This window comes from Pseudomonas sp. FP1742 (assembly GCF_030687145.1).
GTDB classification, from domain to species: Bacteria; Pseudomonadota; Gammaproteobacteria; order Pseudomonadales; family Pseudomonadaceae; genus Aquipseudomonas; species Aquipseudomonas frederiksbergensis_D.
In genome coordinates this window covers 2,233,109-2,251,414 of record NZ_CP117460.1, presented here as the reverse complement: position 1 = coordinate 2,251,414, position 18,306 = coordinate 2,233,109, and the positions used below count along the sequence as shown (strand labels likewise).

The 18,306-nt window shown below is 58.5% G+C and carries 21 protein-coding genes and 4 tRNA genes; 10 read left to right on the top strand and 15 right to left on the bottom strand.

Annotated features, from left to right (window positions below):
• Positions 1-91: 91 nt before the first annotated feature.
• The 5 genes from tig to PSH64_RS10015 all read right to left on the bottom strand — a co-directional run bounded on the left by tig (position 92) and on the right by PSH64_RS10015 (position 2,280).
• Positions 92-1,402 (bottom strand): trigger factor, encoded by a 1,311-nt coding sequence (gene tig / locus PSH64_RS10035; RefSeq protein ID WP_305480576.1) that lies wholly within the window; start codon positions 1,400-1,402, stop codon positions 92-94.
• 397 nt (positions 1,403-1,799) lie between these two features.
• Positions 1,800-1,875, bottom strand: a tRNA-His gene (locus PSH64_RS10030).
• Between the two features lie 77 nt (positions 1,876-1,952).
• A tRNA-Leu gene (locus PSH64_RS10025) sits at positions 1,953-2,037 on the bottom strand.
• Positions 2,038-2,094: 57 nt separating this feature from the next.
• Positions 2,095-2,170, bottom strand: a tRNA-His gene (locus PSH64_RS10020).
• Positions 2,171-2,203: 33 nt separating this feature from the next.
• Positions 2,204-2,280, bottom strand: a tRNA-Arg gene (locus PSH64_RS10015).
• A gap of 275 nt (positions 2,281-2,555) precedes the next feature.
• Between PSH64_RS10015 and folD the strand changes: the two genes are divergently transcribed.
• Both folD and pbpG read left to right on the top strand, forming a co-directional pair.
• Complete coding sequence (gene folD / locus PSH64_RS10010; protein WP_305480575.1) at positions 2,556-3,410, top strand: bifunctional methylenetetrahydrofolate dehydrogenase/methenyltetrahydrofolate cyclohydrolase FolD; 855 nt, start codon at positions 2,556-2,558, stop codon at positions 3,408-3,410.
• 271 nt (positions 3,411-3,681) lie between these two features.
• Positions 3,682-4,620 carry a D-alanyl-D-alanine endopeptidase gene (pbpG, locus tag PSH64_RS10005; RefSeq protein WP_105344082.1) on the top strand — a complete coding sequence of 313 codons (939 nt, stop codon included), beginning with the start codon at positions 3,682-3,684 and terminating at the stop codon, positions 4,618-4,620.
• 56 nt (positions 4,621-4,676) lie between these two features.
• Here pbpG and PSH64_RS10000 read toward each other — a convergent pair whose 3' ends face one another.
• The 3 genes from PSH64_RS10000 to PSH64_RS09990 form a co-directional block, all read right to left on the bottom strand.
• Positions 4,677-4,901 (bottom strand): hypothetical protein, encoded by a 225-nt coding sequence (locus PSH64_RS10000; RefSeq protein WP_105344084.1) that lies wholly within the window; start codon positions 4,899-4,901, stop codon positions 4,677-4,679.
• Between the two features lie 12 nt (positions 4,902-4,913).
• Positions 4,914-5,129 carry a DUF6021 family protein gene (locus tag PSH64_RS09995; protein WP_105344086.1) on the bottom strand — a complete coding sequence of 72 codons (216 nt, stop codon included), beginning with the start codon at positions 5,127-5,129 and terminating at the stop codon, positions 4,914-4,916.
• A 94-nt stretch (positions 5,130-5,223) separates the two neighbouring features.
• The gene (locus tag PSH64_RS09990; protein WP_105344088.1) at positions 5,224-5,952 is read right to left on the bottom strand and encodes a hypothetical protein; all 729 of its coding nucleotides are present in this window, start codon (positions 5,950-5,952) and stop codon (positions 5,224-5,226) included.
• 171 nt (positions 5,953-6,123) lie between these two features.
• On the opposite strand from PSH64_RS09990, the gene PSH64_RS09985 reads away from it, so the two are divergent.
• Positions 6,124-6,291 (top strand): hypothetical protein, encoded by a 168-nt coding sequence (locus PSH64_RS09985; protein WP_244914223.1) that lies wholly within the window; start codon positions 6,124-6,126, stop codon positions 6,289-6,291.
• An 80-nt stretch (positions 6,292-6,371) separates the two neighbouring features.
• On the opposite strand, the gene PSH64_RS09980 is transcribed toward PSH64_RS09985, so the two are convergent.
• Together PSH64_RS09980 and PSH64_RS09975 are read right to left on the bottom strand one after the other, a co-directional pair.
• Positions 6,372-7,121 (bottom strand): TerC family protein, encoded by a 750-nt coding sequence (locus tag PSH64_RS09980; RefSeq protein WP_105344091.1) that lies wholly within the window; start codon positions 7,119-7,121, stop codon positions 6,372-6,374.
• A 28-nt stretch (positions 7,122-7,149) separates the two neighbouring features.
• Positions 7,150-7,392, bottom strand: a complete 243-nt coding sequence (locus PSH64_RS09975) for a hypothetical protein (RefSeq protein WP_105344093.1) — start codon at positions 7,390-7,392, stop codon at positions 7,150-7,152.
• A gap of 163 nt (positions 7,393-7,555) precedes the next feature.
• Between PSH64_RS09975 and nhaR the strand changes: the two genes are divergently transcribed.
• Positions 7,556-8,455: a transcriptional activator NhaR gene (gene nhaR, locus PSH64_RS09970; RefSeq protein WP_105344095.1), complete on the top strand. Its 900-nt coding sequence runs from the start codon at positions 7,556-7,558 to the stop codon at positions 8,453-8,455.
• 4 nt (positions 8,456-8,459) lie between these two features.
• Here the strand turns inward: nhaR and PSH64_RS09965 are convergent, their stop codons facing one another.
• Positions 8,460-9,614, bottom strand: coding sequence for an MFS transporter (locus PSH64_RS09965; RefSeq protein WP_305480574.1), 1,155 nt, complete (start codon positions 9,612-9,614; stop codon positions 8,460-8,462).
• 336 nt (positions 9,615-9,950) lie between these two features.
• Between PSH64_RS09965 and sstT the strand changes: the two genes are divergently transcribed.
• Positions 9,951-11,201 carry a serine/threonine transporter SstT gene (sstT, locus tag PSH64_RS09960; RefSeq protein ID WP_105344099.1) on the top strand — a complete coding sequence of 417 codons (1,251 nt, stop codon included), beginning with the start codon at positions 9,951-9,953 and terminating at the stop codon, positions 11,199-11,201.
• 215 nt (positions 11,202-11,416) lie between these two features.
• Here the strand turns inward: sstT and PSH64_RS09955 are convergent, their stop codons facing one another.
• Positions 11,417-11,926 (bottom strand): DUF1993 family protein, encoded by a 510-nt coding sequence (locus PSH64_RS09955; protein WP_095633963.1) that lies wholly within the window; start codon positions 11,924-11,926, stop codon positions 11,417-11,419.
• A gap of 127 nt (positions 11,927-12,053) precedes the next feature.
• On the opposite strand from PSH64_RS09955, the gene PSH64_RS09950 reads away from it, so the two are divergent.
• Positions 12,054-12,701, top strand: coding sequence for a YceH family protein (locus PSH64_RS09950; protein ID WP_305480573.1), 648 nt, complete (start codon positions 12,054-12,056; stop codon positions 12,699-12,701).
• Positions 12,702-12,875: 174 nt separating this feature from the next.
• On the opposite strand, the gene PSH64_RS09945 is transcribed toward PSH64_RS09950, so the two are convergent.
• Both PSH64_RS09945 and PSH64_RS09940 read right to left on the bottom strand, forming a co-directional pair.
• The gene (locus PSH64_RS09945) at positions 12,876-13,394 is read right to left on the bottom strand and encodes a cupin domain-containing protein (RefSeq protein ID WP_305480572.1); all 519 of its coding nucleotides are present in this window, start codon (positions 13,392-13,394) and stop codon (positions 12,876-12,878) included.
• 195 nt (positions 13,395-13,589) lie between these two features.
• Positions 13,590-14,408: a shikimate 5-dehydrogenase gene (locus tag PSH64_RS09940; protein WP_305480571.1), complete on the bottom strand. Its 819-nt coding sequence runs from the start codon at positions 14,406-14,408 to the stop codon at positions 13,590-13,592.
• A 238-nt stretch (positions 14,409-14,646) separates the two neighbouring features.
• On the opposite strand from PSH64_RS09940, the gene PSH64_RS09935 reads away from it, so the two are divergent.
• The 3 genes from PSH64_RS09935 to PSH64_RS09925 all read left to right on the top strand — a co-directional run bounded on the left by PSH64_RS09935 (position 14,647) and on the right by PSH64_RS09925 (position 15,689).
• Entirely contained in the window at positions 14,647-15,015 is a 369-nt protein-coding gene (locus PSH64_RS09935) for a hypothetical protein (protein ID WP_105344116.1), read from the top strand.
• A gap of 193 nt (positions 15,016-15,208) precedes the next feature.
• Positions 15,209-15,403 carry a hypothetical protein gene (locus PSH64_RS09930; RefSeq protein WP_105344118.1) on the top strand — a complete coding sequence of 65 codons (195 nt, stop codon included), beginning with the start codon at positions 15,209-15,211 and terminating at the stop codon, positions 15,401-15,403.
• Positions 15,404-15,506: 103 nt separating this feature from the next.
• Positions 15,507-15,689, top strand: a complete 183-nt coding sequence (locus PSH64_RS09925; protein ID WP_007940423.1) for a hypothetical protein — start codon at positions 15,507-15,509, stop codon at positions 15,687-15,689.
• Here the strand turns inward: PSH64_RS09925 and PSH64_RS09920 are convergent.
• Positions 15,686-16,747: an AI-2E family transporter gene (locus PSH64_RS09920; protein ID WP_105344119.1), complete on the bottom strand. Its 1,062-nt coding sequence runs from the start codon at positions 16,745-16,747 to the stop codon at positions 15,686-15,688. The two genes, PSH64_RS09925 and PSH64_RS09920, sit on opposite strands and share 4 nt — an antisense overlap.
• A gap of 171 nt (positions 16,748-16,918) precedes the next feature.
• Between PSH64_RS09920 and yegQ the strand changes: the two genes are divergently transcribed.
• Entirely contained in the window at positions 16,919-18,244 is a 1,326-nt protein-coding gene (yegQ, locus tag PSH64_RS09915; protein WP_305480570.1) for a tRNA 5-hydroxyuridine modification protein YegQ, read from the top strand.
• Positions 18,245-18,306 lie beyond the last annotated feature (62 nt).

The following is an 18,306-nucleotide window of genomic DNA, read 5'->3' as shown; positions in this document are numbered from 1 at the left end:
CTCGCAGTCACTCCCAAATAGTTATGTCTTGAATACGCATAAGCCAGCACGAAGGCTGGCTTATGGTGTGTACTTCTTACCGCAAAACCAATCAGTCGGCTTGTGGAGCTTCTACCGGCTTGACCGCTTCTTCGTAAGAGACCGATTTGTCGGTCACGCTAGCTTTCTGCAGAACAGTATCCACAACTTGCTCTTCCAGCACAACCGAACGGACTTCGTTCAGTTGCTGGTCGTTCTTGTAGTACCAGGACACAACCTGCTCAGGCTCTTGGTAAGCCGAAGCCATTTCCTGAATCATCTCGCGAACGCGGGCTTCGTCAGGCTTGAGGTCGAATTGCTTGACCACTTCAGCCACGATCAGACCCAGCACGACGCGGCGCTTGGCTTGCTCTTCGAACAGCTCGGCCGGCAGTTGGTCAGGCTTGATGTTGCCACCGAACTGCTGAACAGCCTGCACGCGCAGACGGTCGACTTCGTTGGACAGCAGGGCCTTCGGCACTTCGATCGGGTTGGTGGCCAGCAGACCGTCCATGACCTGATTCTTGACCTTGGACTTGATCGCCTGACGCAGCTCACGCTCCATGTTCTTGCGAACTTCGGCGCGGAAGCCTTCCAGACCGGTTTCCTTGATGCCGAATTGAGCGAAGAACTCTTCGGTCAGTTCTGGCAGTTTAGGCTCGGAAACAGTGTTCACCGTCACGGTGAACTCGGCAGTTTTGCCTGCCAGGTCGAGGTTCTGATAGTCCTCTGGGAAGGTCAGGTTCAGAACGCGCTCTTCGCCGGCTTTAGCGCCAACCAGACCGTCTTCGAAACCTGGGATCATGCGGCCGGAACCCAGCACCAGCTGAGTACCCTTGGCAGAACCGCCGGCGAACACTTCACCGTCGACCTTGCCGACGAAATCGATGTTCAGCTGGTCTTCGTTCTGGGCAGCGCGATCGGCCGCTTCGAAACGGGTGTTCTGCTTGCGCAGGACTTCCAGCATCTTGTCCAGATCGGCGTCAGCCACTTCGGCGCTCAGGCGCTCGACAGTGATGCCTTCGAAACCGGCAACGGTGAACTCAGGGAACACTTCGAAAGTAGCGACGTATTCCAGGTCCTTGCCTTTTTCCAGCACTTTCGGCTCAACCGAAGGAGCGCCAGCCGGGTTCAGCTTCTGCTCAACTACCGCTTCGTAGAAAGAAGACTGGATCACATCGCCCACGGCTTCTTGACGCGCATCAGCTTCGTAACGCTGACGGATCACGCTCATTGGCACTTTGCCTGGACGGAAGCCAGCAATCTTGGCCTTTTGGGCAGTCTGCTGCAGACGCTTGTTGACCTGAGTCTCGATGCGCTCAGCCGGCACGGTGATGCTCATGCGGCGCTCAAGAGCAGAAGTATTTTCAACAGAAACTTGCATGGATATTCCTCGTTGCACAGACGTTAGCCGGCCGTTTCCGACCCCAGAATCAAGGGCATGCATTCTAGTGGGTCAAACTCAAGAAGTCACCCTACTGAAAACGGGTAAAAAAACAGCAGGCAATTTATAGGCGGGGACAAACGGTTATGCCTCGCCCTGTTAGCAAATACAGCCAATCAAGCCAGGGCTCTGTACCTACCTTCCTATATATAGAAGGAATCGGCAATCCATCCCTGACAGCCAACCCCGCGAGGGGATCAGCGGGCAAATCGAGCATCATCGAGAAACACAAATACGACGAAACGCACTGCCCCTGCGACCCAGAACCTGCAGCCGCCGAACAAACCACTGAAACAAAAAAGGCGCCAGACTGTTAAATCTGGCGCCTTTCGAAATATGGGGTGGACGATGGGGATCGAACCCACGACAACGGGAGTCACAATCCCGTGCTCTACCAACTGAGCTACGCCCACCATATTGCGTGACAAAGAAGCCAAACAACTTCTTTGTTGAGCCCCACCAAGCCAAGCGGCATGGGTGAAGCTTTATTTGGTGCGGATGAAGAGACTCGAACTCTTACGCCTCGCGGCGCTGGAACCTAAATCCAGTGTGTCTACCAATTCCACCACATCCGCGGATTGAAGCTGTTAAAGCAAAGGCGCCAGACTGTTAATCTGGCGCCTTCCGAAATATGGGGTGGACGATGGGGATCGAACCCACGACAACGGGAGTCACAATCCCGTGCTCTACCAACTGAGCTACGCCCACCATATCGCGCTACTTGTGCCAAAGCTGCCTAAATGGCGCACCCGGCAGGACTCGAACCTGCGACCATCCGCTTAGAAGGCGGATGCTCTATCCAGCTGAGCTACGGGCGCCTTGTTAATCTGTACTCTTGGAGGACTACAAACTAAGTGCTTTTCAGTCTCACGGAACAGTAACTCCGCTCAACCTTCTCAACCAGTGCTAGGCTGTGCCCGACAAGTGCGACGAATAGTATAGAGCCCCCCGAGGGTCGTCAAATCCTTTTTAAAAAAAATTCATTTAATTAAAGGGCTTAGGGGAATTTGCAGACCAAGCGCCTTTGCCCTCACCTCATGACATGCGAGAATGCGCTCTCTTTTTTTCCCCTCTCGATGGTTAATCACGCGCAATGACTGCACAACTAATCGACGGCAAATCGATCGCCGCCAGCCTGCGCCAGCAGATCGCCAAACGAGTCGCCGAGCGTCGCCAGCAAGGCCTGCGCACGCCCGGCCTCGCGGTGATCCTGGTCGGCAGCGATCCTGCCTCTCAGGTTTATGTCTCGCACAAGCGTAAAGACTGTGAAGAGGTCGGCTTCCTTTCCCAAGCCTATGACCTGCCTGCCGAAACCACTCAAGCAGCGCTGACCGATCTGATCGATCGCCTGAACGACGACCCGGCAATTGACGGCGTTCTGCTTCAGCTGCCTTTACCTGAACACCTGGACGCCTCCAAATTGCTGGAGCGCATTCGTCCCGACAAGGACGTCGACGGGTTCCACCCTTATAACGTCGGCCGCCTGGCCCAGCGCATTCCGCTGCTGCGCCCGTGCACGCCCAAAGGGATCATGACGCTGCTGGAAAGCACCGGTGCCGATCTTTACGGAATGGATGCGGTCATTGTCGGGGCTTCCAACATTGTTGGCCGTCCGATGGCAATGGAACTGCTGCTGGCCGGTTGCACCGTGACCGTCACCCACCGTTTCACCAAGGACCTGGCCGGCCACGTCGGTCGCGCCGACCTGCTGGTGGTTGCCGCCGGCAAGCCGGGGCTGGTCAAGGGTGAATGGATCAAGGAAGGCGCGATCGTGATCGACGTCGGCATCAACCGTCAGCAAGACGGCAAGCTGGTGGGTGACGTGATCTACGAAACTGCCCTGCCCCGCGCCGGCTGGATCACTCCGGTACCGGGCGGCGTCGGCCCGATGACCCGCGCCTGCCTGCTGGAAAATACGCTATACGCCGCCGAAACGCTGCATAGCTGAGTTCTCGCTCACACACAGCGCCACCCAAAAGAGCCCCGCCCAGCGCGGGGTTCTTTTTGCCTGTAGCAAACACCTCGATGACCGACGGCCAGAGGTCGCACAACTGCAAAGCCAAATAGTAAGAAAAAGGTTACAGCATTAAATATTCTTCACTTTTACCCCCTGCATTACAGGCGCCTATGGCTTTCCTGGCACATACTCCTAAAATGCGTCGTTTTTAAGAAACAGCCCGTTACAGAACGGTATATCCACCCTTTACGAGTCTGCCAGCGTGAAAATCCGCCTTTCCATCCTGAGTCTTTTTTTTGCATTTACAGGGACTTTCATCACGCCAACCGTCAACGCTGCTGAAACCACCGCAGCGCCACGAGACACCGCACAACTGAAAATCGCTTCCGGCAGTGCTCTGCTGATGGATCTGCAGACCAACAAAGTCATCTACGCCAGCAATCCCGACGTCGTCGTACCCATCGCGTCCGTCAGCAAACTGATGACCGGCCTGGTAATCGTGGAAGCCCGGCAAAACATGGACGAATACATTTCCGTCAACATCAGCGACACCCCGGAAATGAAAGGCGTGTTTTCCCGGGTCAAACTCAATAGCGAATTGTCGCGCCGCGAGATGCTGCTGATTGCCCTGATGTCATCGGAAAACCGTGCCGCCGCGACCCTGGCCCATCACTACCCGGGCGGTTATGTCGCGTTCATTGCCGCCATGAATGCCAAAGCCAAGGCCCTGGGCATGACCAGTACCCACTTTGTCGAGCCGACGGGCCTCTCCCCACGCAACGTGTCCACCGCCCGCGACCTGAGCAAATTGCTGATCGCCGCGCACAAGTTCCCGCTCCTGACCGAGTTGAGCACCACCAAGGAGAAAACCGTTACGTTCCGTAAACCCAACTACAGCCTGGGCTTCCACAATACCGACCACTTGATCAACAAACCGAACTGGGACATCAAGTTGACGAAAACCGGATTTACCAATGAGGCCGGTCACTGCCTGGTGCTGGTGACCAGCATGAGCAACCGTCCGGTTGCGCTGGTCATTCTCGATGCCTTCGGCAAGTACACACACTTTGCCGATGCGACCCGTATTCGCAGCTGGGTCGAAACCGGCAAGAGCACCAACGTGCCGTCCGTCGCCCTGCAATACAAGTCCGACAAGAACCTCAAACATCGCCAGAGCGGTGTGATCGAAGCTTCAAAATAAGGTCGAAACATCTGTAAACGAAAAGCCCCGAATAATCGGGGCTTTTCGTCTGGCGGTCAATCATTGGGCAACGGCATCTGATCGTCATCCGGAATGCCATCTCCGGCACTCGGGTCTTTCCAGCCCTGTGGATGCTTCGTCGGCACCACGGTCGGCCTGGCCAAGGGATCCCTGAGCGGGCTGTCAGGATCCAACACCGGGTCCAGGTCCGACTCGGGGGTTGTTGGAACGTTTTCTGGAGGGTCCGGATGTTTGTCGTCAAAGCTCGAATCGGTAGACATATGCACCTCTGACTAAGACTTGGGTTTCAGATTACCGAGCGGGTCGTAAGGCTTCGCAGGCGGCTTCTTGCCCTCCTCACCCGGTTTTATGTCTTTGGGCGCCTTGGCAGGGCCGATGGGGTCGACCTGAGGATCGGCGAGGTCCGGGGAATCGGGGTCGAACCCCAATTCATTATCGGACGAATGCTCAGACGAGTGTGGGCCGACGGGGGTATTGGATTGAGCCATGGACGCCTCCTGGTCACGGCCCGGCGAGGAAACCCGGGCCTTTACATCAGAGGCCAACAACGCCGAGTAGTGCCCGGCAGATGACAAACGGAAACTACTGCGCGGTCAGTGCCTTCTTCGCCCTGGCTGCCGCCTGCTCCTGGCCCGATTGAGCAAGATCGTTCGCCGCGTTCAGCCAGCGCTGCCGATCGACGTTGGCCGGAATCTGGTTCGGCTTCTGGATCAACACGGCCCAGCCGCCGGCATTTTCGAATGCCGACTCAAAGGAGCCAAACCCCATCAGCAACCGATGTTCCATCCCGGCGCGCAGCAACACGGTCTGCTTCTGACGGTTGTAACCGGCCAGAATCGCGTATCGCGGCCCCGCCCAGAATGCCGAGCCCTCGGTAAAGCGCACCATCACCGGATAACCGGCCGCGACCTGGGTCAGCAATGCTGGCAATTGGCTGTCGAGGGGATAGACCACCATCCCGTACTCGCGGGCAAGGTTCAGCATGTTCTCCTGCAACCGGTCTTCGGCGCCCGGCAAATGCAGAGGCTTGTCGAGTAACCCCGGGGTTATCACGATGCCCTGCTGAGACAGCAAACTGGCCAACACTTGGGGTCCGCTTTGATAGTTTTGCCCACGGTAGAACGTACCGCTGAGCTCGACACGTTCCGGCAGACGCTTGATCTCAGGCGCCACGCTCCCCGCGCAGCCAGTCAGACCAGCCACACAGCCAACGATCAATACCAAAGATCGAACTCGAGAAAATACCCGCACCATCATCACTCTCTTGTCTGGACGCCAGGCGATCGCGCAGCCGGCTTGGCCGTCGATCATAGGACGCCGCGCGTCAGCGGTATAGCCTTAACCTGCAGTCGATTGCATTCGTTAGAGCGAACGGGTTGGTGACAGACGACCTTTGGTCAATAGCCTGAAATACAGCAGCGGCTAGACTGTCAGTTACCAAGGAAGAGTGTGCGCCCGATGCAGGGCAATGAGGAGGCACCGATGAGCCTGACAATGACCATTGTGATGTTGATTTCCGGTTGGCTGGCGGTGGCTGCCGCCATGTTGTGGGGCGTTTTGCGGATTACCCGTCGGCATCACCACCCGACTCCATTGGCGCCTGTGGCGAAAACCGATAAACCGTGCGCACACCCCGCCACCGCGCACTGACTGACGCTTTTCAGCCATAAAGACAAAAAACGGCCGCCTGGACTCTTTCGAGTTCAGGCGGCCGTTTCGTTTAACGCAGGTTAAGCTTCAGCGGCGACGCGCCTCTGCCTGGCCCGACGCGACAACATGTTCAAGCCTTCGATCGTCGCCGAGAACGCCATGGCTGCGTACACGTAGCCTTTCGGTACGTGGGCGCCGAAACCTTCGGCGATCAGCGTCATGCCGATCATGATCAGGAAGCCCAGCGCCAGCATCACCACCGTCGGGTTGTCGTTGATGAACCTGGCCAGTGGGTCTGCAGCCAGCAACATCACCAGGACCGACACCACCACCGCGATGATCATGATCGGCAAATGCTCGGTCATGCCGACAGCGGTAATGATGCTGTCGATGGAAAACACCATGTCCAGCATCAGGATCTGACCGATCGCGGCGGCAAAGCCCAGGGTCACGGTCGAAGTGGCCGACGTCGGATCTTCCGGCGACGGGTCCATGCTGTGATGGATCTCGGTGGTTGCTTTCCACAACAGGAACAGGCCGCCGGCGATCAGGATCATGTCCTTCCAGGAGAACGCGTGGCCGAGAATCTCGATCACAGGCTCCGTCAACTGAACAATGAACGCGATGGTGCTCAACAGCGCCAGGCGCAGGATCAACGCCATGCCGATACCGAGGCGCCGCGCTTTCTGACGATGCTGTTCGGGCAGTTTGTTGGTGAGGATCGAGATGAAGATCAGGTTATCGATACCCAGCACGATTTCCATCACCACCAGCGTGGCCAGGGCGACCCAGGCAGTGGGGCTTGCAGCAAGTTCTAAAAGGTATTCCATGGGTCAGTCCTGACTCGTTGTAGACGGTTTAGATTTCCTGGGACGAAGAGCCGGTTTTACCCGTTTCTTTGGCCGGTTGTTCTTTCTTGCTGATCAGGCCACCCGTGGCGTCGCTCAATGCTTGCTCGGCGGCTTTGTGGGTATCGTCAATTGCCTGTTTGGCGCTCTCGGCGGCCTTGCCCATCAATTGTTGAGCACTTTTCTCGGCCTGGTCGCAACCGGCCAACACCAGTAAAGACGTGATCAGTAGTGCGGTGGTTTTAAGTTTCATGGCGCTCTCCTCAATAGAACAGACAGACCCCGAAAGGCTCTCCGTCGATAGCGAGGCAGTCTAAGGAAGCAAACACTTCAGGAAAATTCGTATTTTCAGCGGTTATACTTCGGTTTTTACGAATCCAAACACAGATGTCATGTGAACAAGGGAATTCACCCACATGTTGAATTACCGCCAGCTGCATTATTTCTGGGTGGTGGCCAAGACCGGCAGCATCGTGCGTGCGTGCGAGCAATTGAATCTGACGCCACAGACCATCAGCGGGCAGATTTCCCTGCTCGAACAAACCTATGGCATCGAATTGTTTCGCCGAGTCGGTCGGCAGCTGGAACTCACCGAAGCCGGGCGTCAGACCCTGCCCTACGCCGAGCAGATGTTTCAGCTCGGGGGCGAGCTGGAGTTGATGCTGCGGGCGCAGCCCAATGAACAACAGATTCTGTTTCGGGTCGGCGTCGCCGATGTGGTGCCCAAATCCATCGTCTATCGCCTGATCGCGCCGACCATGGAGTTGAGCGAGCCGCTGCGCATCACCTGCCGCGAAGACAAACTGGAGCGCTTGCTCGCCGACCTGGCGATTCAACGCCTCGATCTGGTGATTTCCGACAGCCCGATGCCCTCGCATCTGGACATCAAGGGCTACAGCCAGAAACTCGGCGAATGCGGCATCAGCTTCTTCGCCACTGACGAACTGGCGGCGCAGTATGGCCAGGACTTCCCCCGCAGCCTGCACGGTGCACCGCTGCTGATTCCCGGGCCGGAAACCGTGGTGCGCAGTCGCTTGCAGCGCTGGTTTGCCGAACAGCAGATCCAGCCGCGAATCGTCGGCGAGTTCGACGACAGCGCCTTGATGCAGGCTTTCGGCCAATCCGGCAGCGGGATTTTCATCGGCCCGAGCGTGATTGCCGACGAGGTGAAACGCCAATGCGGTGTGGCGTTGATCGGCCAGACCGATGCGGTGCGCGAGTCGTTCTACGCCATTTCGGTGGAACGCAAGGTCATGCACCCCGGCATTGTTGCCATTACCGAAGGTGCCCGACGCGAGCTGTTCACCGAAATGTGAAGCCTCAGGCGCAGACTTCCCGGGGCTTGAAGGTCATCAGCGCCATGGCCAACAGAATCGACATGAGGATAAAACCGGCGGCCGCAAAACCAAGGCCTTGCAGGCCAACGCTGTCGATCACCCGGCCGCCGATCATGGCGCCCAGGCCGATTCCCAGGTTGGCCCCGGCAATGTTCAACGACGCGGCAAAGGCCGGCGCTTCAGGCGCAGCCTTCATCAAACGCACGTGGCTGACCAGGAACAACGCCGCCTGGGTCACGCCCCAGATCCCCATCGCCGCCGCCAGCCCCAGCGGCGAATGAATGTTCGGCACCAACGCCACCATCCCGGCAATCATGAACGCGCAAAACGTCACCGAAGCGATCAGCGGGTGACGGTCCACCGCGCGGCCGCCCAGCGAGTTGCCGATCAACCCGACCGCGCCGAAGCCCATCAGGCACCAGCCAACCACCGTGCCGTTGAAACCGGCGAGGCGCTCAAGGATATCCGCCAGATAGGTGTAAGCGGTGAACATGCCGCTGAACACCAGAATCGACAACAACACATGGCCCTGCATCAGCGGGCTGCGCAGGATCTTGAACTGCGAACGCAAGCTCACCTGATGCTGGTGCAGGCTGGTTTTCGGCAGATAGATAAACAGCAGCAGCGCCTTGGCAAACGCGATCACCGCCAGAATGCCGAAAGCACTGCGCCAGCCGAATGCATCGGATATCAACGTGCCCACCGGGATGCCGAACACCGTGGCGCAGACGATGCCGAAACCGATCTTGGCAATCGCACGTCCGGCGTAGTCCGGGCCGACGATGTCCACCGCGGTTTCACTGGCCAACGCCCAGAACACCGGCAACCCCAGCGCCGGGATCAACCGGGCAATGGCCATCACCCAGATGTTTGGCGCCAGCGCCGCCAGTGTGTTGGCCAGGCCGAACATGATCAGCACGCTGATGAACAGTTTGCGCCGCTCGAACCTTGCGAAGTACGCCGTCAGGAACGGCCCGAACGCGGCCACGGTGAACGCGAACAGGGTCACCAGCAAACCCGCTTGAGGGATGCTGACGTCCAGGTCACGGGCGATTGCCGGCAACAGGCCGACGATGATGAATTCCGTGGTCAGCACCGTGAAACCGGCGGCGGACAACAGAAGAATGGGCAACAGCATGCAAAACTCCAGAAAAACGACGACACCAGCGATAGCCCGAAGGCCCACTGGCAGAACTAGAAAATGAGGATGGCGAAGCTTAACAGAGTGTTTCCAAACGAGGTTGCACGAACCTGCAAATCTCGTCGAACAATCGGGCGGCAGATCGTCACACGTCTGAAGGATAGCGGCTACGCTGTGATAAAGTTCGCGACCCTGCGGTACTTACACCTTGCTCATCGGCCATTGACTGGCATTGATGTGGCGACCTTCTTCGGTTCCCTCCATGTGGCCTGCCCGGCTTTTTGCTGCATGAGCCAAGGAACCCTGCACCCTAATAAAATCAGAGATACCGTTATGACCGCTTCATCTCCTTCTCTCTTGCAACGCCTGAAACGCAGCAGCCTGGTCACGCAAATCATCATCGGCCTGATCGCCGGGATTGCCCTGGCCCTGTTCGCGCCTGAGTTGGCCAAATCCACCGCCTTCATTGGCAAAGTATTCGTCTCGGCGCTCAAGGCTGTCGCGCCGATTCTGGTGTTCGTGCTGGTCATGGCTTCGATTGCCAACCATAAGCACGGCCAGGAAACCCACATCCGGCCCATTCTGTTTCTGTACCTGCTGGGCACCTTCGCCGCGGCCGTGGTGGCGGTGATCGCCAGTACGTTGTTTCCGTCGAGCCTGGTGCTGTCGACCCAGGACGTCGCGGTGACTGCCCCGGGTGGCATCAGCGAGGTGCTGCAAAGCCTGGCACTGAGCGTGGTGGATAACCCGGTCAGCGCACTGATGAACGCCAACTTCATCGGCATTCTGGCGTGGGCGATCGGCATGGGCATTGCGATCCGCCATGCCGGCGAGACGACGCGCGAAGTGCTGGGCGACCTGTCTAATGGCGTGACCGTGATCGTGCGCCTGGTGATCCGCTTTGCGCCACTGGGGATCTTCGGCCTGGTGGCTTCGACTCTGGCCACTTCCGGTTTCGGTGCGTTGATCGGCTACATGCATCTATTGGCCGTGCTGCTGGGCTGCATGCTGTTCGTGGCGTTGGTGATGAACCCGGTCATCGTGTTCTGGAAGCTGCGCCGCAACCCGTATCCGCTGGTGCTCACCTGCCTGCGCGAGAGCGGTATCACTGCCTTCTTCACCCGCAGTTCGGCGGCGAACATTCCGGTCAATCTGGAATTGAGCAAGCGTCTGGGCCTGCACGAAGACACGTATTCGGTATCGATCCCCCTCGGCGCCACCATCAACATGGCCGGTGCCGCGATCACCATCACCGTGCTGACCCTGGCCGCCGTGCACACCCTGGGCATCGCCGTGGATATTCCGACGGCCATCCTGCTCAGCATCGTCGCGGCGATCTGTGCCTGTGGCGCTTCGGGCGTGGCGGGTGGTTCGTTGCTGTTGATTCCGCTGGCGTGCAGCCTGTTCGGCATCCCGAGCGAAATCGCCATGCAGGTGGTGGCGGTCGGCTTCATCATCGGCGTGTTGCAGGACTCGGCGGAAACCGCGCTGAATTCCTCCACCGACGTGCTGTTCACCGCGGCGGCGTGCCAGGGTGAGGAACAGAAGACCCAGAAAGCCCGGGAAGCCCAGCGTCTGGCATAAAAACGCACCTGTAGGAGCCAGACTGGCGCGCAACCTGTGGGAGCGGGCTTGCTCGCGAAGACGGAGTGTCAGTCGACATCATCGTTGCCTGATACACCGCCTTCGCGAGCAAGCCCGCTCCCACATTTCGCCGACAAGCCTGGCTCCTACAGAGGGCGAGACGAAAAAAGCCCGCCAAGGCTTACACCTTGGCGGGCTTTTTTGTACCTGGGAGGTTAGAACGCGCCCATGTAGTCGCGCTTGCCCACTTCCACACCGTTGTGACGCAGCAGCGCATAAGCGGTCGTGACGTGGAAGAAGAACTGCGGCAGGCCATAGCTCAGCAGGTAAGCCTGACCGGTGAAGCGCTTCTCTTTAGGAGTGCCTGGACGGGTCACGATCTCGATGCCTTCCTTGCCGTTGATCTGCTCCGGCTTGATCTCGCCGATGAAGGCCAGGACCTTGGCGATCAATGCTTGCAGTTCAGCGAAGGTGGTTTCGGTGTCGTCGTATTTCGGCAGTTCGACTTCAGCCAGACGCGCCGAAACGCCTTTGGCGAAATCAACGGCGATCTGCACCTGACGCACCAGCGGGAACATGTCCGGGTACAGACGGGCCTGCAGGAACGCGTTCGGGTCGATGTTTTTTGCAGTGGCGTGGGCTTCGGCCTTGCTCAGGTTGTTGCTCAAAGCGTTGAGCATTTGCTGGAAAACCGGAACGGAAGCGGCGTACAGGGAAATAGTCATGGCAGTCTCGTGTGGTGACAGGAGTAAAAAACGTGGAGCGATTATAGCCATGCCGGCGCGCCCTGCGACTTGTCTTTTATCCAGCAAGGATTAGGCTAGGCGGCTCGACTGCCTAGGGAAAAGCGCGATGAGCACTGAACAAGAGACGACCTTCGACGAACCGCGGCTCAATAGCACGGAAATCCGCATTCTGGGCTCGTTGATCGAAAAACAGGCCACCAGCCCGGAAACCTATCCGCTGACCCTCAATGCCCTGGTGATTGCCTGCAACCAGAAAACCAGCCGCGAACCGGTGATGAACCTCAGCCAGGGCCAGGTCGGCCAGAGCCTGCGGGCCCTTGAAGGTCGCGGCTTCACCCGGCTGGTGATGGGCAGCCGTGCCGACCGCTGGGAACATCGGGTCGACAAGGCGCTGGAACTGGTGCCGGCCCAGGTGATTCTGACGGGGCTGTTGTTCCTGCGCGGTCCGCAGACGGTCAACGAACTGCTGACCCGCAGCGGCCGCATGCATGACTTCGAAGATGCCGAACAGGTGGTGCATCAACTGGAGCGCTTGATCGCCAGAGGCCTGGCACTGTTGATCCCGCGCCAGGCCGGCCAGCGTGAAGACCGGTACATGCATGCACTGGGCGATCCGGCGGATATCGAAGCGATCCTGGCTGCCCGGCAGAACCCGGTGGAGCGTGGTGCCAGCAGCGGTGTGTCGGTTGAGCGAATCGAAGAGCTTGAAGCACGGATCGCGGCGCTGGAAGAACGCCTGGCGCGCCTCGAATAGATCGGTCGCGAAAATCTGAATGTGGGAGCGGGCTTGCTCGCGAAGGCGGCGTGTCAGTCAACATCAATGTTGAATGTGATGGCCCCTTCGCGAGCAAGCCCGCTCCCACATTGGATCTTCAGTGGTCACAAGAGCCATTAAGACTGCTGCTCCCGCGTCAACATTGTGATGCGTCTACTCCCCGTCCCAATAATCCACGCCATCGGCTTGCCTGGCGACAACAGCGAAACCTGATGCGTTGCCCTGGGCATCAACCTTGAAGTCGTCCATCACCACGTATTTGCCGGAGTCCGGGTATTCGCAAATGTCCGGTGATTGCTGGCTGCTGACCGCCAGATATCGCAATTCGCCGTTGCTGTTATTAATGATCTGATGCGCGGTTTCAGGACCGCCCGCCGGGCAGGCGATCACGTCCCCGGCGCGGATCGGAAAGCGTTCGGCGCCAAGGCGAACCTCCCCTTCCCCGGCCACGATGTAGAACATCTCTTCGTTGACCCGATGGCTATGAAACGGACTGCCACGCATGCCGGGCTCCAGGGCATACAACCGATAACCGAGCTTTTGCGCGCCCAATTGCTGGCCAATGCGGGCCAGGCGTTGCTGATAGCGGCCGGCAGCGTCACCGGTGGGGGCAAAACCTTCGGGCAGCGGCACTAGATCGACCTGATCCAGGTTGAGAATGGCGGGATGCATGAGAACCTCGGTGGCGGTAGCTGGAGAGCAAGTCTTCGCTTGCTGGCGAGCAGTATAGGCCGGGATATTCGCGGCAATGACTGGAGACCGAGTCGCAGCAATCGCGAGCAAGCCCGCTCCCGCAAAGTCAGCGCAGAACCTGTGGGAGCGGGCTTGCCCGCGAAGGGGCCGGTACGGGCAACCAATAGTCGCAATTCAGCCCCGGGCAAACGCCACGGCTTTTTGGAACTGCTCATCGGTCGGCCGCACGCCGGTGTACAACACAAACTGTTCCAGCGCCTGGATGGCAATCACTTCCAGCCCGGTGATCACCCGCTTGCCTTCGGCACGAGCGCGCACGATCAGCGGTGTTTCCGAGGGAATCGCCACCACATCGAAGACTGTTTCGGCGGCAGCGATGGCGTCAGGGGCGAACGCCAGTTGATCGGCTTCCGGGCCGCCGGTCATGCCGATCGGCGTGACGTTGATCAGCATCTGCGGGCGTTGAGCGCCCAGTTCCGCCTGCCATTGGTAGCCCAGCGATTCGGCCAGGGCACGCCCGGCGCGCTCGTTGCGGGCCACGATCAGCCCGTTGTTGTAGCCGCCATCGCGCAAGGCGCTGGCCACGGCTTTGGCCATGCCGCCGCTGCCGCGCAACGCAAAGGTCGACTCCTTGGGCACCTGGTGGGTTTCGAGCAATTGGGCGATGGCAATGTAGTCGGTGTTGTAGGCCTTGAGGTGGCCGTTGGTGTTGACGATAGTATTGATCGATTGGATAGCCTCAGCTGATGCATCCAGCTCATCGACCAGCGCGATACAGGCCTCCTTGAACGGCATCGACACGCCGCAACCCCGAATGCCCAACGCACGAATGCCGCTGACAGCCCCCGTCAGGTCCTGGCTGCTGAAGGCCTTATAGTAAAAATTCAGCCCCAGTTGTTCGTACAGATGATTGTGAAACCGCAAGCCGAAATTACCGGGGCGCCCCGAGAGTGACATGCACAACTGGGTGTCTTTGTTGGGGTTCATCTGCATCCGAATCTCCTTCAATAGCACTTTCAGATGGACGGAATTAACAATTCCACCCGATTGTGGTCGATCATAAGGGTATGTCTGTACCAGACAGCACCGTAAAGAAACCGGTACAGACCTTACACAAAATTTACCCAACGGCTGTGCTGATTTTCAAAAAATCGCTGTCTTAGAAGTATCCCCGCGACAACTTGTGTCTATTGCAGACGCAAGCGCCGGGTCGAAGAACCGAGGACTTATCATGATCCGTAAAATCCCCACAGTAGCCTTGCTGATCGGTGCTCTCGCTATCGCAGGGCAGGCAGAAGCAGGTGGTCGTGGCTGGGAAGGTCCGGCTGTGTTTGGTGCGATCGTCGGCTCGGCAATCATCGGCTCGGCAATCATTGGTCGCGACCGGCCGGTGTATGTAGAACAGCCGGTTTACGTTCAACCTCAACCGGTATATGTACAGCCACCGCCTGTCTATTACCAGCCGGCGCCGGTCTATGTGCAACAACCGATGTACTACCGCCCGGCACCGATTTATTACGGTCCACCACGCGGCTACTATGGCCCACCGCGCGGCTATTACGGCCCTCCCCATGGTTATTACCGTGGCGACCGCTGGTAACTGACTCATCAGGCCCCGCCTCAACAGCGGGGCCTTTTTTGTGGCCGCTGGGCGGGCGAAGTCTGAATAAATCTCGCCAAGGTCGCTGTCGGGACAGTACCGACCGATAAAGTCAGTCATATTTATGTCATGACAGGCCCGCAAGCTTGGATCTGTCCGTAAACAACAGGTTGATAAAAACAAGGACGACCTCATGCCCACACAAAACCCGCACCGCATTGTCGGCTTGTGCACTTCCAGCAAGGTGTACAACGCACTGACCGAGCTCAAACACCTGGAAGGCCATCGCAGCGCCAAGTTTCTCTCGCTGCTGGCGCAAAACCTGGTGCGCAAAGGCCTGCTCAATGAGCAGGAAGTCATGCATATGCTCGATCAAGTAGTGGAATGACCGCTGCAACACTCACTGGCGTCAATGACGACTATCGAAAGTGTTGATTGTCCGTCCAAGCGTCCGATCCGTAAGGTAGCCCCATAGATTGATGGAGGCACTTATGGCTCAGGTTCAGATTATGTCCGTTATCGGCAGCGCCGTTCCCGCACCGCTCAGAGCACTGGGATTGCTCGCCTGTTGGTATCTGGTGCAGGACGGCGAACCGATCAGCGGTCCGCTCACTTCGCTTCCCGACGCCCAGGCCCTGTCGCAACGTATTGGCTCGGGCCAACTCAGCGCTTAGGGCAACTGAACCCGCGGTTTGGTATCGACGAAAATCGCCCAGCTCGACATGAACAACGCGGCGATCAACGGCCCGATGACAAAACCGTTCAGGCCAAAAATCGCCAGGCCGCCCAGGGTCGAGATGAGGATCAAGTAATCGGGCATTTTGGTGTCCTTGCCTACCAGGATCGGGCGCAGGACGTTGTCTACCAGGCCGATCACGAATACTCCGAACAACGCGAGCACCGTGCCCTGCCAGATCGCCCCGCTAAGCAGGAAATACCCCGCCACCGGCACCCAGACAATACCCGCCCCCACTGCCGGCAACAGCGACAGGAACGCCATCAACACCGCCCACAGTAACGCGCTCGGAATATCCAGAAACCAGAAAATCAACCCGCCCAATGCCCCTTGCGTGATCGCCACCAACAGGTTGCCCTTCACCGTGGCTCGCACCACGCGATTGAACTTCAGCTGCAGGCGGCGCTTCTGGTTGTCTTCCAACGGTATGGATGCGCGGACTTTGCGCGCCAATTCAGAACCATCGCGCAGAAAGAAAAACAGCAAATACAACATGACGAAAAAGCCCACCACGAATTCGAACGTACCCTGACCAAAACTGAACGCCTGGGTCGCGAGAAACTGGCTGCCTTGCATCATGCTCTTGATGATTTTCTCCCGAAGACCGCTCAACTCCCCCATGCCGAATCGATCGAGCAAATACTGGATGTACGGCGGCAGGCTGTGCTTGAACTGCGACACATGCGCGGCAATGTCCAGTTCGCCGCTTTCGATTCTGCCGTAAAGCGCCGCGCCTTCCTGAACCAGCAAGGTACTGATGATGATCACCGGCAGAATCGCGATCAACACACAGACACTCAAGGTGCACAGGGCCGTCAGGTTGCGCGGCCAACCGTACTGCAAGTGCAGTTGATGCTGCAGGGGCGCAAACAGAATGGCGAGGATGACCGCCCAGAATACAGCGCCATAGAACGGCAACAGAATCCAGACGAAGGCAATGGTCACTATGGCCAGCAAGACCATCAGCGAGGTGTTCTGGAGCTTGGTTTCGTTCATGTCCGATCCATATCAGTACGCCCACAAATTGGCGTCCTGATGCTTAGTCCGCCACGGTTGACGCGAGTGCCATCTGTTTGTTGATCAAGCATAGATCCAGATCAATAAACCCCGCAGGCAGGCCGTTTACCCTTGCCGGCTTTTGCGATCGACACTGCCATGACCCGCGCCATGACACTCATACCCCCGGAACTGCTCGCCCCTGCCGGCACCCTGAAAAACATGCGTTATGCCTTCGCCTACGGCGCCGACGCGGTGTACGCCGGCCAGCCGCGCTACAGCCTGCGGGTGCGCAATAACGAATTCGATCACGCCAACCTCGCGCTCGGTATCAGCGAGGCACAGGCTCAAGGCAAGCGCTTTTATGTGGTGGTAAACATCGCCCCGCACAACGCCAAACTGAAAACCTTCCTCAAGGATCTGGAACCGGTGATCGGCATGGCGCCGGACGCGCTGATCATGTCCGACCCCGGCCTGATCATGCTGGTGCGCCGGCACTTCCCGCAGATGCCGATCCACCTGTCGGTACAGGCCAACACGGTGAACTGGGCCAGTGTCGAGTTCTGGCAGCAACAGGGCTTGAGCCGGATCATCCTGTCCCGTGAACTTTCGCTGGAAGAAATCGCCGAGATCCGCCAGCACGTCCCGGCCATGGAGCTGGAAGTGTTTGTGCACGGCGCGTTGTGCATGGCCTATTCCGGGCGCTGCCTGTTGTCGGGCTACATGAACAAACGCGACGCCAATCAGGGCAGCTGCACCAATGCCTGTCGCTGGAAATACTCGGCGACACCGGCCAGCGAAAATCAGCTCGGCGAGATCGTTCAGCAGTTCCAGCCAGAACCGACCCTGGGCCTCGGCGCGCCAACCGATCAGGTGTTCCTGTTGCAAGAAGCCAATCGTCCCGGCGAACTGATGCCGGCCTTCGAGGATGAACACGGCACGTACATCATGAACGCCAAGGACCTGCGCGCGGTCCAGCACGTCGAGCGCCTGACGCAAATGGGCGTGCACTCACTGAAGATCGAAGGGCGGACCAAGTCGCACTTCTATTGCGCGCGCACCACCCAGGTTTACCGCCGCGCGATCGATGATGCGGTGGCTGGCCGGGTGTTCGATCGCAGCTTGATGACCGACCTGGAGTCCCTGGCCCAGCGCGGCTACACCGAAGGTTTCCTGCGCCGGCATGTGCATGACGAATACCAGAACTACCAGAACGGCAGCTCGGTCTCGGAGCGTCAACAATTCGTGGGCGAACTGACCGGCGAACGCCGGGATCGGTTGGCCGAGGTACGGGTGAAGAATCGTTTCGGCCTGGGCGATCACATGGAACTGATGACCCCCAAGGGCAACTTCCACTTCGATCTGCATCAGTTGCAGAACGTCAAAGGCGAGGCAATTGAAGTGGCACCCGGGGATGGGCACACGGTGTATTTGCCGATTCCGGATGCGGTGGATTTGCGTTATGGATTGCTGATGCGCGATGTGGGTGTGAGCTAAAAATCATCAAGGGCACGACGCCGAATCTGTGGGAGCGGGCTTGCTCGCGAAGGCGGTGCGTC